Source organism: Paracidobacterium acidisoli (assembly GCF_003428625.2).
Taxonomy (GTDB): Bacteria; Acidobacteriota; Terriglobia; order Terriglobales; family Acidobacteriaceae; genus Paracidobacterium; species Paracidobacterium acidisoli.
Genome location: NZ_QVQT02000001.1, coordinates 491,266 through 509,859 on the forward strand (window position 1 = coordinate 491,266; position 18,594 = coordinate 509,859).

Annotated in this window: 14 protein-coding genes; 10 read left to right on the forward strand and 4 right to left on the reverse strand. The window is 62.4% G+C overall.

The window, feature by feature from the left end:
- Window positions 1-2,913, forward strand: a complete 2,913-nt coding sequence (locus D0Y96_RS02135; protein ID WP_199480149.1) for a PIG-L family deacetylase — start codon at window positions 1-3, stop codon at window positions 2,911-2,913.
- Between the two features lie 284 nt (window positions 2,914-3,197).
- Complete coding sequence (locus D0Y96_RS02140; protein WP_117297681.1) at window positions 3,198-5,000, forward strand: hypothetical protein; 1,803 nt, start codon at window positions 3,198-3,200, stop codon at window positions 4,998-5,000.
- A gap of 104 nt (window positions 5,001-5,104) precedes the next feature.
- Here the strand turns inward: D0Y96_RS02140 and D0Y96_RS02145 are convergent, their stop codons facing one another.
- On the reverse strand, window positions 5,105-6,019 hold the full coding sequence (locus D0Y96_RS02145; RefSeq protein WP_117297682.1) for a transporter: 915 nt from the start codon (window positions 6,017-6,019) through the stop codon (window positions 5,105-5,107).
- Between the two features lie 314 nt (window positions 6,020-6,333).
- Complete coding sequence (locus D0Y96_RS02150; RefSeq protein ID WP_117297683.1) at window positions 6,334-8,295, reverse strand: alpha amylase C-terminal domain-containing protein; 1,962 nt, start codon at window positions 8,293-8,295, stop codon at window positions 6,334-6,336.
- Between the two features lie 289 nt (window positions 8,296-8,584).
- Here D0Y96_RS02150 and D0Y96_RS02155 point away from each other — a divergent pair, with 289 nt between their 5' ends.
- Window positions 8,585-9,442: a sugar phosphate isomerase/epimerase family protein gene (locus D0Y96_RS02155; protein WP_117297685.1), complete on the forward strand. Its 858-nt coding sequence runs from the start codon at window positions 8,585-8,587 to the stop codon at window positions 9,440-9,442.
- Between the two features lie 65 nt (window positions 9,443-9,507).
- On the opposite strand, the gene D0Y96_RS02160 is transcribed toward D0Y96_RS02155, so the two are convergent.
- Window positions 9,508-11,331, reverse strand: a complete 1,824-nt coding sequence (locus D0Y96_RS02160) for a TonB-dependent receptor plug domain-containing protein (RefSeq protein ID WP_117297686.1) — start codon at window positions 11,329-11,331, stop codon at window positions 9,508-9,510.
- A gap of 92 nt (window positions 11,332-11,423) precedes the next feature.
- On the opposite strand from D0Y96_RS02160, the gene recO reads away from it, so the two are divergent.
- The 4 genes from recO to D0Y96_RS02180 all read left to right on the forward strand — a co-directional run bounded on the left by recO (window position 11,424) and on the right by D0Y96_RS02180 (window position 15,180).
- Window positions 11,424-12,167: a DNA repair protein RecO gene (gene recO, locus D0Y96_RS02165; RefSeq protein ID WP_117297687.1), complete on the forward strand. Its 744-nt coding sequence runs from the start codon at window positions 11,424-11,426 to the stop codon at window positions 12,165-12,167.
- A gap of 68 nt (window positions 12,168-12,235) precedes the next feature.
- Window positions 12,236-13,219: a cysteine synthase A gene (cysK, locus tag D0Y96_RS02170; protein ID WP_117297688.1), complete on the forward strand. Its 984-nt coding sequence runs from the start codon at window positions 12,236-12,238 to the stop codon at window positions 13,217-13,219.
- A gap of 19 nt (window positions 13,220-13,238) precedes the next feature.
- Window positions 13,239-14,003, forward strand: a complete 765-nt coding sequence (cysE, locus tag D0Y96_RS02175; protein ID WP_117298005.1) for a serine O-acetyltransferase — start codon at window positions 13,239-13,241, stop codon at window positions 14,001-14,003.
- Between the two features lie 265 nt (window positions 14,004-14,268).
- Entirely contained in the window at window positions 14,269-15,180 is a 912-nt protein-coding gene (locus D0Y96_RS02180; RefSeq protein ID WP_117297689.1) for a hypothetical protein, read from the forward strand.
- A gap of 119 nt (window positions 15,181-15,299) precedes the next feature.
- Here D0Y96_RS02180 and D0Y96_RS02185 read toward each other — a convergent pair whose 3' ends face one another.
- The gene (locus tag D0Y96_RS02185; RefSeq protein WP_252263384.1) at window positions 15,300-15,752 is read right to left on the reverse strand and encodes a hypothetical protein; all 453 of its coding nucleotides are present in this window, start codon (window positions 15,750-15,752) and stop codon (window positions 15,300-15,302) included.
- 292 nt (window positions 15,753-16,044) lie between these two features.
- On the opposite strand from D0Y96_RS02185, the gene D0Y96_RS02190 reads away from it, so the two are divergent.
- The 3 genes from D0Y96_RS02190 to D0Y96_RS02200 all read left to right on the forward strand — a co-directional run bounded on the left by D0Y96_RS02190 (window position 16,045) and on the right by D0Y96_RS02200 (window position 18,374).
- Window positions 16,045-16,476, forward strand: a complete 432-nt coding sequence (locus D0Y96_RS02190; RefSeq protein ID WP_117297691.1) for a VOC family protein — start codon at window positions 16,045-16,047, stop codon at window positions 16,474-16,476.
- A 96-nt stretch (window positions 16,477-16,572) separates the two neighbouring features.
- Window positions 16,573-17,997: a hypothetical protein gene (locus D0Y96_RS02195; RefSeq protein ID WP_117297692.1), complete on the forward strand. Its 1,425-nt coding sequence runs from the start codon at window positions 16,573-16,575 to the stop codon at window positions 17,995-17,997.
- 197 nt (window positions 17,998-18,194) lie between these two features.
- Entirely contained in the window at window positions 18,195-18,374 is a 180-nt protein-coding gene (locus tag D0Y96_RS02200) for a hypothetical protein (protein WP_117297693.1), read from the forward strand.
- The last annotated feature ends 220 nt before the right edge of the window (window positions 18,375-18,594 follow it).

Below are 18,594 nucleotides of genomic sequence, written 5' to 3' on the forward strand. Positions count from 1 at the left end.
GTGAGACACCTATCCGACATTTGCGGCAATCCGGCGTACACCCATCAGGAAGCCGGACTCACTGTTCCCTTTCGTGAACGGGCGACCTCTCTCATTCGAGAGCGCATTGTAGCGGCAGCGCTTCTGCTTGCCTGCCCGGTGGCTGCTTCCTCCGCTCTGCACGCGCAGGTGGTTCCGTGGCGCACGCAGATCGCCGCTTCGCCCGATGCACAGACGCTGCCCGAGGATCGCGGCGCGGACGGCCTGGCGCAGACACTGCGCAAGCTCGACAGCCGCGCCAGCCTGATGATGATCGTCGCTCATCCCGATGATGAAGACGGCGGCATGCTCGCGCTGGAGTCGCGCGGTCTCGGCACGCGGACCGCGATTCTTACGCTGACGCGCGGAGAGGGCGGCCAGAACGCGATGTCCGCCGACAGCTACGACGCGCTGGGGCTGATTCGCACCAACGAGCTGCTGCTCGCCGATCAGTACTCCGGCACGGAACAGTACTTCTCCCGCGTCGCCGATTACGGCTTCTCGAAGACCATCGAAGAGGCGCACCAGCAGTGGGGCCACGACCGCGTGCTCTATGACGTGGTGCACGCCATTCGCCTCTATCGGCCGCTGGTGCTGACCTCGGTCTTTACCGGCAACATCACCGACGGGCACGGGCACCATCAGGTCTCGGGTGAGATGGCGCAGGAGGCATTCAAAGCCGCGGGCGATCCCAGTGTCTTCCCCGATCAGATTGCGGCCGGACTGCTGCCGTGGTCGCCGCTGAAGGTCTACGAGCGCGTTCCGGGCTTCTCGATCGGGCCGAAGGGCATCTTCGACTACGCGACGAACAAGTGGGCGCCGGTCCGCTTCTATAACTACGTCGATAAGCAGTGGAGCGATACCGTGCCCACGGCGAATATCGAGATTCCGGAAGGTACCCGGGACCCTCTGCTCGGCGAATCGTATCTGCAGATCGCGCGCGAAGGCTGGAGCATGCAGAAGTCGCAGTACGGCGGAGGCACGCCGCTGCTGCCCGGGCCCTTCACCGTCTCGTATCACCGCTATGGATCGCTGGTTCCCACTACGGAGAAGGAGAGCTCCTTCTTCGACGGCATCGATACTTCGCTGGCGGGCATCGCGAGCCTGGCGCACTCGGGCGATACGGCCTCTCTGGTTGCGGCGCTGAACGAGATTCATCAGCACGTGGCCGCAGCGACTGCGGCTTACAGCCCTTCGGCTCCGGCAAAGATCGCGCCCGATCTCGCAGCCGGATACAGGCTGACGCAGCAGCTGATCGCCACGGTGAACGGCAGCAGCCTGAGCGCGCCGGACAAGACGAATATCGTGCATGAGCTGACGATCAAGCTGGCGCAGTTCAACACGGCGCTCGCCGAAGCGCTGGGCCTCGAGGTCAACGCGCTGGTGACGCCGCGCACCGATATCGGCGCGACCACCGGCTTTCCGTCGTCTCCGGCAGAGATGCCCACGACGGTGAGCCCCGGCTCACAGATCGACGTGCGCGTGCATGTGACCGCAGCCGAGCCCTGGGGGCCATCGCCCGAAGGGCTGCAGCTGGCGCGCACATGGCTCGAGAATCCTGACGGCGACCACTGGCCGGTCACCCGCATCGGCTCGCCGGGCCTCGATACGGCTTTCAGCCTCTCGGGCGATGCGGTCTTTCATGTCGAAGTCCCGCACAACGCGCAGCTGACGCGGCCTTACTTCACCCGGCCCGATTTTTCGCAGCCGTATTACGACATCGGCGATCCGAAGCTGCTTAACCTGCCCTTCGGTCCGTGGCCGCTGGCGGGGTGGGCGGAGTTCCACTATCAGGGCGCGACGATCCGCCTTGGGCAGGTGGTGCAGACGGTACACCGGGTACACGGGATCGGCGGCGTCTATCAGCCGCTGGCGGTGCTGCCGCAGCTTTCGGTCAGCTTTGCAGCGTCGGCCGGAGTCGTTCCTGAGGCACAGGAGAATGCGCCTGTTCCGCTCACGGTGACGGTGCGCAACAACGAGCAGGACAATACGGACGGCGACGTACACCTGAACCTGCCTCAGGGCTGGACCTCCGATCCTGCTGAGGCGCGCTTTCATCTGGCCTCCGGAGCCGCGCAGGCGGTCACCTTCACGCTGCATCCCACGGCGCTCGATGAGAAGGCCTGGCCGATCCAGGCGGTCGCTCACACCGGCAACTACGACTTCTCCGAGGCAGTGGATACGGTCGGCTACCCTGGCCTGAAGCCATATTATCTGTACCGCCCGGCAACGTACCGGCTGCGCGCTGTCGACGTAAAGACGGCGCCGGGAATCCGCGTGGGCTATGTGATGGGCACCGGAGACGATGTTCCCGAGGCGCTGAGCGCGATCGGCGTGCCCGTCCATCTGCTGACCGATGCCGAGCTGGCGTCGGGCGATCTGAGCCACTACGACGCCATTGTCGTCGGCATCCGCGCCTACTCCTCGCGGCCGGAGCTGTTTGCCGCCAGCCATCGGCTGATGGAGTACGTTCACAACGGCGGCACGATGCTGGTGCAGTACCAGAGCAACGAATTCCCTGCTCCGTACCCGCTGACGCTCGGGCGCAATCCGGAGAAGGTGGTCAACGAGCACGACCCGGTCACGCTGCTCGACCCGGCCAGCCCACTCTTTGCATGGCCCAACCACATTACTGCAGCCGACTTCGACAACTGGGTCGAAGAACGCGGCCATTCTTTCCTGAGCTCGTGGGCTTCGCAGTACACGCCGCTGACGGAGACGCACGATCCGGGCCAGGACCCGCAGCGCGGCGGTCTGCTGGTTGCCCATGAAGGCCGGGGCACCTATATCTATCTGTCCTTCGCCGTATACCGGCAGCTGCCTGAAGCTGTGCCCGGCGCATACCGCCTGCTCGCCAACCTTATCAGCGCATCAAAACAGCCCGCGAGGCACTGAGATCCCGCATAGGGTTATACGGGGCGGGCCGTTTCGGGAGCTTCCCTAAGCTGCTGATTGCGGAAGATTTAAACATAGGAAAGCCTCTTTTCCCCAGACATTCACGGGAAATTCGCGGAATATTCACAGGCGGTTGCGACGATACCAGCGGGCGATGGTTTGTTCGTTTTGGTTCGGCCCGTCTTTTCCCCTACGGTGTCGTTTCCCGATCTGCTCACCGCGCTCTTCACTGAGTCAATTTCGCATTCGTATTAATAACCGTAACTCAGGTATAGAGAGGCCAAATGAATACAAATCTTAAGGTGTTTGCCACCCTGCTGCTGGCATCGACGGTCGCCGTCGGCTATGCGCAGAGCACGGCGGACTCCGCAGGCAGTACGGCGCACAAAGCCACTGCAAAGCGTACGCATCACCGTGTCGTCGAAAAAAAGCCTTCCGTGGAGTCACAGATCGAAGAATTGCGGAATGAGCTGAACGAACAGCACGGCCAGATCGATACGCTGAAGCAGCAGCTTTCCGACCGCGATGCGCAGCTCCAGCAGGCGCAGCAGGCCGCTTCGCAGGCCCAGACTGCGGCACAGCAGGCGCAACAGGCCGCCTCACAGGAACAGCAGCAGCTCTCCGACAACTCCGCCGCCGTTTCCAGCCTGAAGGACTCTGTCTCCGATCTCAAATCGAATACGACCTCGATCGTCGGAACTCTCCAGGAACAGCAGGCATCCGTGAAGAAGGCGATCGAGCACCCGGATGCGATCCACTTCAAGGGCGTCACGATCTCTCCGACGGGCAGCTTCATTGAAGCCGCGACCGTGTGGCGCAGCGCGGCCACCGGCGACGACATCAACACCCATTTCACCGCCATTCCACTGGAGAACTCCGGGCAGGCGCAGTTAAGCGAGTTCTACGGTTCAGGCCGTCAGTCGCGTCTTGTCATCAAGGCCGTCGGCCACGCCGGCAATGCCACGCTGACCGGCTATTACGAGATGGACTGGCTTGGCGCCGGCGTCACCTCGAACAACAACCAGTCGAACAGCTACGTGATTCGTCAGCGCCAGCTCTGGGCGCAGGCCGCGCTGCACAACGGCTGGACCTTCACCGGCGGACAGATGTGGTCCCTGACGACGGAAACCACACACGGTCTGGATAACGGAACGGAAATCCTTCCCGGCGTCATCGATCCGCAGTACACCGCCGGCTTCGTATGGAATCGCCAGTATGGCTTCCGTGTCAGCAAAGACTTCGGCAACAAAGTCTGGATCGGCGCTGCGGCGGAAAACGATCAGGCGCTTCCTGGCGGCAGCAGCCCAACCAACCAATTTCTGGGACAGGCTGGCGATACGGGCGGCCTCTATGACAACCAGTCAAACTACTCCTACAACCTTGCCCCGGAGATGGTCGCCAAGGTCGCCTTCGAGCCAGGCTGGGGACACTATGAGCTCTTCGGTGTAGCCCGCTTCTTTCAGAACCGCGTTTATCCGAGCAGCACAACCGCCGCGGGAGCCTATAACGACTCCACAGTTGGCGGCGGCATCGGCGGCGGCTTCCGTGTGCCTCTGGCTCACAAAAAGCTCTCGGTTGGCCTGAAGGGTCTGTGGGGCGACGGCGTGGGCCGCATGGGCGATTCGACCATCGCGGATTTGACCTTCCGCTCGGATGGTCAGATGTCTCTGCTGCACACGTTCTCCGCGCTCAGCACCCTGGAAGCGAGTCCCACGAAGCGCCTTAGCCTTTATTTCAACTATGGCGGAGATTACGTGGGCCGTGACCTCCTGAATGGCGGCAAATCGGGCTACGGCCTCTACTCTGCCGACATGAGCGGCTGCAATACCGAAGGTCTTCCTGCGGGCAGCTATACTCCCAGCGCAACCGGCAACTGCAAAGGCAACAACAAGGACGTCCAGGAGTTCAGCTCCGGTTACTGGTATAACTTCTACGATGGTTCGATGGGCCGTCTCCGTCAGGGCATTCAGTACAGCTACATCCGCCGCGATCTCTGGTCCGGTACGGGTGGCCCTCTGAATCCCGATGGCGGCGCCAAGGGCACCGACAACATCTTCGAAACCTCCCTTCGTTACTACCTCCCGTAGTCGAAGGCTTAACCGAAACGAGAAGGGCATCCGCAACGGATGCCCTTTTTGCTTCTGTGCTCAGGCCCTTTTCTGCTGCATCTGCCCCGGCTTCACGATTGCGCTCAGCGCATGGCGCGGATTGCCTGGTGCGGCGAGCCCATCGTATATGTGAAGCCGGAGGTGAACTGCTGGCGCGGCGAGCCTGCCGTATACGTGCGGTAGTAAGCCGCATCCAGAACCAGGCGCGAGGTTACGTTGTACGTGGCGCCGGCGACCGCGGCTCCGAAGCGGTCCGGCGTGGCAGGCTGCGTGCCTCCGTAGCTTTCAACGACAAAGGCAAGCTTTGCACTCACCGGCCGCCAGAGCGCGAGACCGAACTGCACACCTCCGTCATACCCCTTCGCGCCGCCGGCCATCGTGCCCACGGTATTGAAGTCGAAGTGATACTTCTTCACGTCCCGGCTGGCGATGAAGAGGAAGCTGTGATCCACATAGCCGGAGCCGAGGCCCTTCGCGGGACTGGCCGTCGGCGCCTTGATGTTATACATGACAGCGAAGGCCGGCGTGATGCGCGCCTGCTCATGAAAGCGGTAGCGCGCGCCAAACCACTGGTCGCCGATTCCATTCGTTGGCGCAGCGCCGGTCTGCACGATGTAGCTTCCCGAGCCCCAGCGAAGATCGAGGCGCGGCGTTACGCCGTAGCGGAAGCTGCCGTTGATCAGATTCTGCGTGCTGCCGTTGCCCATCGGCTGAATGGCCCATCCGTAGTCGACTTCGAGCATGCCGCACTGCGTGGTGGAGGCGGGCAGGTCGAAGTTAGGCCGCGTGGGACTGGCGGCGATGGCGGATGCGGCGGGGCACGGACCCCAGGCGGGATACGCTGACGGTCTGGGAGCGGCGGGCACGGGAAGGATGACGACCTTTGCCGGCTCCTGCTCCAGGCTCTGGTCCTGACTTTTTTCCTGACCCTTTTCCTGCGACTGGCCAAGAAGAAAAGGAGTCGTAAGTACGACTACGATGAAAACAACAATCAGCATCCAAACGAAACGAAAACGAAACAGGAAACTCTCAGGAATAAGGCATTTCTCCTGCAGCTTTGGTGCCGGCCGGAGCACCCTGGACACGCTTCGCAGCATGGCCATTTTCGCTTCCGTCTTTCCCTTTAGCCTGGAAAATAGTTCGGCGGCTTCAGCCGTGGACCTTCAGCCCCCGGTGAATTGTAACTGCACGATGGATAAAAGCGCTCGGCTTCATCCACAATTTTTCATTCACGAGTGGAAAAAGTTTTTCAGCGCACGGAGAGTGTCCTGTTTTGCATCGCATCGTCCGTTCGACTGAAGAATCTTCCGCTTCAGTCACCGGCGTCGCGCGCAAACACCACCACTCCGTTTGCGGGAATCACGATGGCGGCCGAAGCGGAGAAGCCGTGCAGCGGCGCTCCGGATGCGACGATCGCTCCGCCGTTGCCGGCGACGACCGGATTGACCCAGTTGTCGTAGACATCGCTGTTGAAGACCTCGAGCCATGATCCGGCAAATGGAAATCCGATCTGATAACCGTACCAGGTGGTCTCGGCGAGGCTCGCCACCACGATGACGTCGCGTCCGGCACCTTCGATCCAGCGATGGAAGGCGATCACGCGATTCTGATCGTGAACGTGGAAGGCATTCACATTGTCGGTTCGCAGCGCGGGCTGGCTGTGGCGCAGGCGGATCGCATCCTGCGTAAAGCGAAAGTGGTCGGCGCGCACCGTATCGGCACCGGGCGTGAGCCATGCCCAGGAGATCAGATTGCTCGATTCGGGGTCGCAGCTCCACTGTTTGCTCTCGAGGAACTCCTGGCCCATGAAGAGCTGCGGAATGCCCGGAGAGGCGAGCAGAACTGCCGTCGCCCAGCGTGAGCGGCTGCGCGCGTACCACGACTCCGGATTCGAGGAGTCGGCGAGGACGGGCATGCGCGGGTCGCGCGCCTCGGCCACCAGATCGTGGTTCTCCACACAGGGCACCGTCTGCCACGCGTGCGCGAAGCCGGCGGGATAGAGCGCACGGGCTACGCTGTCGAGGTCGATGGCCGCGTCCGCTCCGGTCGAGGCCTGCTGCACTGCGCCCCGCAGAGCGCTGCGCAGACCGTCGTGCTGCAGCGTATCGAAGCCGGTGCCGTCCGAGGCTACCGCCGTGACGATCTGCGGAGACGAAGCCGTATACTCCGACGGCCAGTACTCGGCGTTCTGCAGCGCCTTCGGCTTCACAAAGCGCACGGTGCCGGTAAGGTCCTGGCAGAAGCTCCAGCCCGAGGAGCCGTTCATGACCAGCAGCTCGCTGATCTCGTCGTAGCGGAAGCCGTCGCCGTGCAGCTCTTCGAGACAGAAGCGCGCGTTGTTGATGACGAACTGGCGGACGTCGTCGTTCCACAGCGCGAAGGACAGGCCTCCGGCAAGCCCCTGATCGGTGAAGTAGAGGCTCTGGTTGTTGTCGCCGTTGTCGACTGCGCGATCCCAGAAGTACAACGCATGATCGTCGCCGAAGAAGCCGCCGGCGTGGTTGTACACCACATCGAAGACGACCGCGATTCCGTACACATGGCACAGATCGACCAGCGCCTTCAGCTGTGCCGGTCCGGAGCTGAGATCGTCGAGCTGCAGCGGTTCGCAGCCCTTCGCCGCGAGCAGATTGTTGACCATGGGCAGATATTCCGCCAGCGCAGCCGGGTCGTAGACGACGTAAGGAAAGTCCGGCGAGAAATAATCTCCGCCGTTGTAGCCCATCGAGGGACCGTTCTCGATTTCATCGATAGGCAGCGGCTGCAGCACATTCACGCCGAGCGACACCATGTACTCGATCTTCCCGATCACGTCGAGAAAGGTGGAGGCCACGCCCGGTTTGACGATCGCATAGGTTCCGATATGGAGCTGATAGACGATCATGTCGCTGAAATCGGGCGTCACGAACTGCGCGTCGTGCCAGGGATACGCCGATGCGGGACGGATGACGCAGCTGCAATCCGGAAAGAGCTGGTCGGTGCCCATCGCACGCGCATAGGGGTCGCGTTTGAGACCGGACGACCCGGCGCCGACGACCTGGAAGTTATAGAGATCGCCGTTCTGCGCCTCGGCAAGAAAGCCGGTCCAGTATCCGTTCGCGTCCTTCACCATCAGCAGATCGTCGGTCTCGCCGGCCCTCGCGACGCCGGCAAAGGTTCCGTTCAGATAGACGGCCGTGGCACGCGGAGCCCATACGCGAAACGTGGCACCGCCGCCTTCCACCAGATTCGCCCCCATCGGGGTCTCGGGGGTGATGTGCGCCTGAGACATCATGGTTGAATCTCCTCGGCAAAAAAAATGAAATGGAATGTCAGTGCAAAGAAAGGCTGCAGCATCGTACCCCGGTTTTGCGCGCTCCGAGTATGAAATTCTCCGCAGAAAAACAAGGCGGAGCGACGCCGGTGCGGTTCACGGCTGCCGGAGCCGAAGGAGCGCCGCACGCGGGCCGCGCTTCACAGGACGGCGTACGGCTCACGGCGCATCTCCGCGCTTGCGTATAATTTGGCGCGGATTCAGAAACGCTGTCGAGACGTTCTTTGAGAAAACCTTCAGGAGATACCGGATGCCTGTTACCCGACGCACCTTTCTTGGTTCGGCCACGGCGGTTGCTGCTGCCGCGCTCTTTCTCAGCCGCCAGGGCCGCGCCTCCGCGCTCGGCCTTCCCGTCAGCCTGCAGCTTTATTCGGTGCGCACGCTGCTGCCGAACGATTTTGACGGAACGCTGAAACAACTGGCTGCGCTCGGCTATCGCGAGGTGGAAGCGGCGGGCTTCTACAACCGCTCTGCCGATTCGGTGAAGGCCTCAATGCAGGCGGCGGGGCTGCGCTGCGTGAGCGCGCATTATCCGCTGGGCACGCTGCAGCCGCAGCTTGACTCGATCATCGAGTACGGCAGGGCGCTGGGGCTTGCATACATCGTCTGCTCGTCGCCGATGCATAAGCAGCCCGGCGCAGGGCGGGCGCCGCTGAGCCTGGACGACTGGCGCTGGAATGCCGATCAGTTCAACCAGGTTGGAGAGAAGATTCGCGCGGCGGGCATGCACTTCGCGTATCACAATCACATGGCCGAGTTCGGAGCCATCGACGGCGTGCTTCCGTATGACGAGCTGCTGAAGCATACCGATCCGGCGAAGGTGAGCTTCGAGCTGGACTGCGGATGGGTGGTCGTCGGCGGACAGAGCCCTGTCGATTACCTGAAGCGCCACGGCTCGCGGATGGTCATGCTGCACGTGAAGGACTTCAAAGACAACAAGCCGCCTTCGGTGGAACTGGGAGCGGGCTCGATCGATTACGCGCCCATCTTCGCCGCAGCGGCGAAGTATGCGCATATCCGCCACTGCTTCGTCGAGCAGGAGGAGTTTCAGACTCCGATCATGGATGCACTGAAGGTGGATGCGCAGTACATGCAGCGCGCCCGCTGACCGGCAGCGTCCTCACACACAGACGGCGCGGGAAGAAACGTCCCCGCCGTTTGTGCCTGCCGCAATTACTTCGAGCGCCGCGAGAGATCGAGCTCGATGCCGCCGGTGAAGCTGCGTCCCGGCATGGGAACGCCGGCGATCTCCTGATAGCCGGTGTTGCTCAGGTTCATCATCTGCAAAAAAGGATGGATGCGCCCGGCCTCGCGCGCGACGGAGAGATCCCACACCGGACAGGGGTCCTGCTGATAACGCTCGGTGATGCCGGTGCGCGAGCGCACCAGCAGGCCCGGCTTCAGGTGACTGGTCCACTCGAAGGTGGCGTTGTTGACCGGATAGTTGAAGACGTACTCCGAGATGAGGCCGTGCAGAGCGTCCTGCGCGCCGGAGATCCATGTCCAGGCAAGCTTCACCTGCTGATTCGCGGTGAGCCTCCAGAACAGCGAGCCTTCGACGCCGGTAAAGCGCAGCCCCACCAGGTTGCTGGCCTGCCACGGATCGGACGGCGCGGCCTTCACGTAGTCGATGGCGTTGTGCTGCCGGGAATAGAAGACGGTCAGCGAGGCCGCCGCGTGGTCACTCGGATACCAGTCGATGCCGCCGTCGTAGCTCCACGCCGATTCAGGCTTCAGGTTTGGATTACCGATCGTGGATGGATCGCTGTAGTAGAGGTCGACATAGGTGGGCAGGCGAAAGCCGTAACCGATGGAGCCGCGCAGCTTGACCCTGGGATGCACCCACAGACTGCCCGCGAGCGATGGGTTCAGCACCGAACGGCCTCCGCCACCGCTCAGCACTTCCTCGCGCAGGCCGGCGGAGATGGTTCCGCGCTGCGCCACGCGCACGTCGACGTCGGCGTAACCCGCTCCGCGATTGCGGCCATGCTCGCCGAGGCTGGTGCTCCGGATCTGATCGGTGTCGGCTTCGAGGCCATAGTAGAGCGTCGTGTCGTGAAAGAGGCTCTGCCGGCGACGGATGGCTCCCTCCCAGCTTTCATCGATGTGCTGGTTTTTGTAATAGGAGGGATCGTCGCGGAAGAGCACGAAGATGTCGGAGTGGCGGCGGTAGGCAACAGCGGCCTGGGTCTCGTCGCCGAGCTGCTGGCTCAGCGAAGCGAACCATGCTTTGGTGCGCTCCCACGAGTTGTAGTTGCCGTAAAACTGCGCCGCGCCGTAGGGCCGGTCGTCGCCGGCGAGCAGAATGTCGGTTTTGCCGAGGCGTGAGTCGAGGCGCGTCTCGGAGCTGCCGCTCGCGGTGCGGTAGTCGCGGTCGGCGATGAAGCCGGTGGAGAAGTCGCGGCTTCCGGCGAGGACTTCACTGGCATGGTGGCCCAGCCAGCTCGCGAGGAACGACTGCTGGTTCTCGCCGAAGCTGCCTGCGCCGGCGGTGAGCCGCAGCGAGGTGGCCTCGGGCGCGGCGGTCACGAAGTCCACCACGCCGCCGAGCGCGTCTGACCCGTAAAGAGCCGACCCCGCGCCGTGCAGCACGTCGATGGCGGAGATGGCGGGCAGAGGCACGGGCAGATCGAGATTGAAGTGCGAGGTCTCGGCGTCGTTGATGCGCAGGCCGTTGACCAGCACCAGCGTCTGCTCGAAGGAGGAGCCGCGGATCGAGATGTCGGACTGCACACCGCCGGGGCTGCGCTGCTGGATGTCGACCGAGGAATCGGTGCGCAGATAGTCCTCGATATCCTGGAAGGCCAGGCGGTGCTGCTGCGTGTCCATGACGACGACGACACGCGGCGACTCGCCCTGCGTGACCGGCTCAGGACTGCCGAGAACGGTGGTGGTGGACTCCACCGTGGGAAGCGAGGGCGAAGAGGAAGAGCTCTGCTGCGCTGCGGCAGAAAGAACAAAAAGAGACCAGCAGAGAGGGAAAACGATCGATCTCATGAGGCTTCCAACAGTCTACGGGGTGAGCGGCGTCTGCCGCGACTCTGCGCGTCACTCGTGCTGCGCGCCGTTGCCTGGTATTCTGAGCCACAGTGATCGCGCATCAGGCCGAAGCCATCGTTCTCCGCACCTGGCCCATTCATGAGGCCGATCAGATCGTCTCGCTTTTCACGCGGGATCAGGGGCGCCTGCGGGGCGTGGCGAAGTCGGCGGCAAAGTCGCGGCGGCGCTTCGGCGGCGCGCTGGAGCCGATGACGCACGTGCTGGCCAGCTACGTGGAGAAGCCGAAGCAGGAGCTGGTGCGGCTCGATTCCTGCGAGGTGCTGGCCTCGCCGCTTACCCAGCCGGTGAATTACGAGCGCGCCGCGGCGCTGGCCTTCTTTGCCGAGGTGCTGGAAGAGGCGATGCCCGATCACGATCCGCACGATGCCGTCTTCCGGCTGGTTCTGGCGGCGCTGGAGCAGACGCTGCCGGGGCGCGTCTGGATGCCGGTCACGTATTTTTCGCTGTGGATGACGCGGCTGATGGGATGGATGCCGGACCTGACCCGATGCGCAGCCGATGGAGAACTCTTTCACAGCGAGCCCGCGTACTTTCACAGCGAGGCCGACGGCCTGGTCTGCGCGCGGCACAGGCATCCGGCCGGGCGGGCGCTCTCTCCTGAATCGCAGCAGCTGGCGCTGCGGATCTTCCGGTCGCCGATCGCCGCCTTTGCCGCCGAAGAGTGGCCGGCCGGCCGCGCCACCGATCTGCGCCGCTTCGCGCTGCAGGCGCTCGAGCGGCATCTGGAGCGGCGTCTGCACTCCGCCGCCGCGCTGCTGAAGCTCGGAGGCTGAAAGAGGGCGTAACACAAAGTGAACAGAGCGCTTATAGTATGGGTGGGAACACGCAGGAGAACGTCTTAATGAATATTGCAGCCAGCGTTACGGAACTGATCGGCAATACGCCGCTTGTCCAGCTTAACCGCGTCACCGATGGAGCGAAGGCCCGGGTGGCCGTGAAGCTTGAAAGCGCGAACCCCGCCGCCAGCGTGAAGGATCGCATCGGCTTCGCCATGATCGAGGCCGCCGAACAGGAAGGAAAGATCACGCCCGGCAAAACCGTGCTGATCGAGCCTACCAGCGGCAACACCGGCATCGGCCTGGCCTTCGTCGCCGCGGTCAAGGGCTACCGGCTGATTCTGATCATGCCGGAGACGATGAGTCTTGAGCGCCGCATGCTGCTGCTGGCCTACGGAGCGGAGCTGATCCTGACGCCGGGGCCGAACGGCATGAACGGGGCGATCGCAAAGGCGAAGCAGATTCTGGCCGAGACGCCGAACGGCTATATTCTGCAGCAGTTCGAGAATCCGGCGAACCCGGCGATTCACCTGCGCACCACCGGTCCGGAGATCTGGAACGATACGGACGGCCAGGTGGACATTCTGATCTCGGGCGTGGGCACGGGCGGCACGCTGACCGGCGTGGCCGAGTATATCAAGCCGCGCAAGGCGAGCTTCAAAGCCATCGCCGTGGAACCGACGGACAGCGCGGTGCTCTCCGGCGGCAAGCCGGGGCCGCACAAGATTCAGGGACTGGGCGCGGGATTCATTCCGAAGATTCTGCGGACCGATCTGATCGATGAGGTGGTACAGGTCTCGAATGATGAAGCCGTCGCCATGGCGCGGCGTCTGCCTGTGGAAGAGGGTCTGCTGGTGGGTATCTCGTCGGGCGCTGCGGTGCAGGCCGCGGTTGAGGTGGCGAAGCGTCCGGAGAACGAAGGCAAGCTGATCGTGGCTGTGCTGCCGGACTTTGGCGAGCGGTACCTTTCGACGATTCTCTTCGAGAATCAGCGAACGAAGGCGCAGGCCATGACGGCGGTGGCGATCGAGGCTCCGGTCAAGGCGTAGCGGCTGTTTTCAGATGAAGATGAGCTTCCGGGCTTCTGTTCGCGAAGATATCGACTCGGTCCTCGCCCGCGATCCGGCGGCCACGTCGCGGGCGATGGTGGTGCTGTGCTATCCGGGGCTGTGGGCGGTGTGGGTGCACCGGATAAGTCACCGGCTGTGGACGGCCAACTGGAAGCTGGCGGCGCGCGTGCTGTCGCAGATGGCGCGGTTCTGTACGGGCGTCGAGATTCATCCGGGAGCCGAGCTGGGGCGGCGGCTGCTGATCGATCACGGCATGGGCGTGGTGATCGGCGAGACGGCGATTGTGGGCGACGATGTGACGCTCTACCAGGGCGTGACGCTGGGCGGCACCGGCAACGAGCGGGGCAAGCGGCATCCCACGCTGCGCGACCGCGTCTTTGTGGGCAACAACGCGAACATTCTGGGCAACATCACGGTGGGCGAGAACTCGCGGGTGGGCGCGGGCTCGGTGGTGCTGCAGGATGTGCCTCCGGACTCGACCGCCGTGGGCGTGCCGGCGCACGTGATCTATCAGGACGGCAAGCGGGTGCTGATCACCGATCCGGCGCAGATCAAGGACCCGCTGTCGGGCGTGATCAAATCGCTGGCCGAGGAAGTGAAGCGGCTGCGGGCGCGCGTGGATTGCCTGGACGGCCAGCTGGAACAGACGGCGCGGGAGCTGGATTCGGTACGGTCGCTGGCCACGGAAGAGGAAGAGCGGGAACAGTATCGCAGCGAGCTTTCGGCCAGCAATCCCTACGTCAGCATGGGCGAGGGCATCTGAGGCCGGCGGCCAAAAGCCAAACACACTTTATGCCGGCCGCTTATCAAGAGCCGGATTATGTTCTTCCAGGCAGAGAACGGGCCTGAAGTGTCCGAGCCGTCACGAAGCGACGGGTTCCATAATTTCAACAGCTGAAGCACGACGATGATCGTTGCCTTCCTGCAGGAATGATGCTAAAGTTTCCGGCATTTCCAGACGTCATGAGGCGATCTGTTCTCTGCTTGTACCTTCCCTGCAGAGCCTCTCTGGTTTTCAGGGGGTAAGAATGAACGAATATTCAGAAGTCCCAGGGGAGCCGAATCCCGACGATGTATCGGGCAGGGATGACCTGAACGCCACGATTCGCTCGATGAAGCAGGAAATCGATGCGCTGCAGATCACAGTAATGACCCAGAAAAAGGTCTGGTACAGAGATGCTTCCACGATCATCTCTTTTCTCGCGCTGGCATTCTCGTTCGGCTCAACCTTTGTTTCGTATCATCGGGCGAACCTGCAGGATATACAGAGCGAGCGTCAGGAACTGCGCGGTCTGCTGCAGCGGCTGGCTGCATTGCCCAAAGAAAATCTGGAAGCGGCGAAGCGATTTGCACCGGATCAAACCGCGATCAATATCGCGGGCTCGCTCATCAATGAAGAGAATGCACTGCTTTCGAGACAAGCTGCCGAGCTGGAAGAGCACCTGCCCAAAGGGACGGTATCCGCGACAGAATATTACGCGGTCGCGATCGCCCTGCAGAATTCGTACAACCTGGAGGGCGCAAGGAAGTTTTTAAAATTAGCCGCCGACAATGCCACCGACTTCAATGATGAGATCGGCGCGATCCGCTCGACCGCTAACCTGGAATTTCTTACCGGTCATCCGGAAGCGGGGCGAGTGAAGTACCAGGAAGCACTGGACATTTTTGCGAAGTACCCAGGCTACGACCAATATACGCAGACTTCCACCAATGTTTACACCGAGTCGCAGTGGGCCACCTCTGAGGCTTCCCTGCACAATCTGCCTCTGGCGAGCCAGCATATCGAGAGCGCCGAACGGCTCATGGCGAATTTGCCGGTCACCCCGGGATCACAGACGCTGAAGCAGCAGGTGGCGCAGCTGAAACAAACGATTATGCTGGGCACATCGGCAATCGGGCAGCCGCAGTCAGGGCTGGCTTTACCGGTTGATAAGCCCTGATTCCGCACCGGCGCGGACAGCTTTGCGCATATATTTCGGCCTGCTCATAAACAGATGCCGGCGCAATCGTGCCCGGCAAAAAAAATCGGGATTTGATTCGGTGCCGGGCTTCCGTGATTTCAGCCATCGGTAATGTCGACGGAGGCGAGAAAGGTCATCTGTCCTCCCATGTGCGCAGGAATCATTTCCGGCGGAGAAAGAGGATGGATACGCGGCGAATAAGGCCAGGGGTCCATAACAGCGATTCCATCAATTGCCGGTTCGACGGGGCCTGGCCGGTAATCGGCGGCGCAGACGACCATTGCATGCTGCGTGTTGCAGTAAAGCAGCGGGCGCCCGTTCAGCAGCTCATTGACGATAATTGCGTTATCGATTGCCAGAACTCCGGCACGGAAGTCGTATGCGGCGGTGAGTTCAGAGGAAAAATCGTCGCCGTTATCATCGGTCCAGCTGTCACTCAGATCGGAGGCAATCTGCGATGCGGAGAGAGCCGACATGCATACCAGACTGTGATACTTCCGGGCGACGATGGTTTTCTGATCGAGCGGATGGCCGAAGAACTTGAAGACCATCGAAATCGAAGCAGCCCAGCACCATTCGGGACACTGCTGGAGAGTGGCTGCAAGCACGACGCTGGGAAATGAAAGCTGTGCGTGACATCCAAAAACGCCCGGAGCGAGGGGAACACATTGCTGAGCGTTCAGGAGACGATCAAAACCTGTGGCCAGAGATAAGCCAAGAAAACTTCGGCGGTTCATAGCGTACCTTTCATGAACACCGGAAGGGGCAGTTTCGTGAAGGCTAGCCTTTGTTCCGAAGCAAGTCAATCGGTTTTTGGCACATGCACAGACAAGGGAGAATGAGATGACGGATGAATCGCAAACCGCTTCCGGAGCCACGATCGGAGCCACTTCCAAAGCCACGATCGCGCCGATGCTTTCGGTGCGGAACGGCGCGCGGGCCGTCGCGTTCTACAAGGCCGCGTTCGATGCCGAAGAGCTCTTCCGCATCGGCGGAGACGGTGAGGCGGTCGTGGCGCAGCTTTCGGTGCACGGAGCTGAGTTCTGGCTGGCGGACGAGTCTCCGGAGCATGCGAACTTCAGCCCGGAGATGCTGGGCGGCAGCACGGTTCGCCTGGTGATGGTGGTCGACGATCCCGATGCGGTCTTTGCCCAGGCTGTGGCGGCGGGCGCGACCGTCGTGTGGCCGGTGGAGGATCAGCCCTACCGGTGGCGCGTGGGGCGTGTCGCCGATCCCTTCGGCCACCACTGGGAGATCGGCAGACCGCTGCGATAATCCCGCTGCCCTGCGGCGCAGTGCCCGCAAACCGGTAATCTTCGGGAATCGCCGAAGCCGGTGCTATAGTGTTCAGCGATATCCCCGGAGAACAGCTTGCGCAGCTTTGGTCCAGACGACGTGATCGAGCCGGTGCTTTCGCCGCTGGCAGCGGCGGGAGAAAAAGAGCTGCCGGCGCGCTGGCTGGGACCGGTGATGCTGTTATGCGCGCTCGTTTTCGGCATCTTCGCCTGGCTCGCCTCCCAGGCCGATAACGGAAGATCGATCGCCTTTGCGCTGGCCGCCATAGCGGGCGTGGCTGTGGTAACGGCTCTCAAGGCCTTCCGGAATGTCAGAAGCGGGCGGACGGCGTCGCGGGAGCTTTCTCCGCTGGAGTCGGCCGTTGCCGGCATCCTGCTGATCGCGATGACGGGAGCCTTTGCCTCGAGCTACTGGAGCGCGGAGGAGCATTTTTCGGCGATCCTGGTGGGAGCCTTCGGCGCGGCGATCCTCGCCCTCCTTGTGCTGACCCTGCTGCGGGGGATACAGAACAGGCGCATCGCACGGGCGATGCGGGCCAAAGGCACTGCGCTGCCCGCTCCGGAGGCCGATGCGGCCGACGATGCCGGTCCCGCGAAGGCGGCTCCGCCCATGCGGCTGGATGTTTACCTGCAGGAAGAGCTGCCGGCGCTTCCGTATGCCTATCAGCCGCAGGTGCTGGCCACAGGAAACATTCTGGGGCAGAGGCCGCAGCACATCCTTTATCTCTACAATTTCTTTTCGTCGAACAATCTTGTGAGCAAGCTCAAAAGCGGATGGCGGCGCTTCGGGCCGGTCTACTTTCTCGGCAGCCCGCAGGACATCAGCTTCCACCACACCTTCAGCCTCAGCGTGAAGAAGGCGGTTTCGTCAGAGCTGCTGCTGAATCCCCAGGCCTTCGACGAGCGGCTTGCCGCTGCGCCGACGGCGCCTCTGCCTCCGGGGGAAAAGGATCTGACGGGGGTCTCATATCTGTCGGGCGGCTATCCGCAGCAGCTCTTTCTGTGCACCGATGCAAGCTGGCGCCACGGAGTGATGCGGCTCTTCGCGCTGGCCGATGTGGTGATTATCGATGCGACGGCCTACGCCCCGGCGCGCAGCGGGCTGAACTGGGAGATCGGATTCGTGGTGAACCACATCGCGTCGGAAAAGTTTGCCGTGCTGGTGAACGCGGAGACCGATCAGGTGGCGCTCGGCAACCAGTTCCGCGAGAAGTGGGCGGCGATGCGCGCCGGCTCACCCAATAACCGGCCGGACGCGGGACCGGTGCGGTTCGTGGTGCTGAAGCAGAAAGATCCGCAGCAGAGCACCCAGCGGAGCGAGACCGCGGCCGCGCCGCAGCCGGAGAATCCGCCCGGTCTGCGTCCCTTATTCTGCACCCTGGCCCGGCAGATGCTGCCCGACGTTCTGGAGGAAGACCGCATCTTCGGCCTGGTGATGACGGCGCAGGCTGCGGAAAGCGCACTCACTGCCCCGACGGCCGTTTCCGCACAGCAGAGCTGACGGGGATATTCGTCTCAGTTTGAAAAGGAGTGCTGCAGGGGCTGAAGCCCGGCTTATTGTTCGCTTGTTCCGGCACGACTGAAGTCGTGCCCTGATACAAAGCGAATGCAAACTGAGACACTACCCGGACGGCGGCTCATTTTGCCAATAGAGCACCGACAGACGACAATGGGTGCAGAAAGGATGTTTGAGCAACGATGCCACTTTCCGGTGAAGCAATTCGCATGATGAATTACGTGGATGACGTCGCGGTCACGCTGCGGCGCGTTCTGGCCCTGATCCCTGTGCTGACTCCGGAGGAGCGCAAACGGGTGAGCGAGTATCTCAGGAGCTCCCAGCCGAATGCGGAGACGGTTCTGGCCGCTCTGTTGAAGTAAGCGGCGCGGGAGGCAGTCCCGATCCGCCGGAAGACCCATTCAGAAGAATCCGGCAGGCAGGCGGGCGCGTATTCTCTGCGCCCGGATGGCCCGTAAGCGCGGAGCAGGCTTCAGATTTACCTGACGGTGACCCATTGCAGAGTTTTGACCGGCAGGGTCGATAACGGTCTGCAATGGGAAGTATCAGTTTTTTCTATATAGAGACACGCCGGCGGACCAG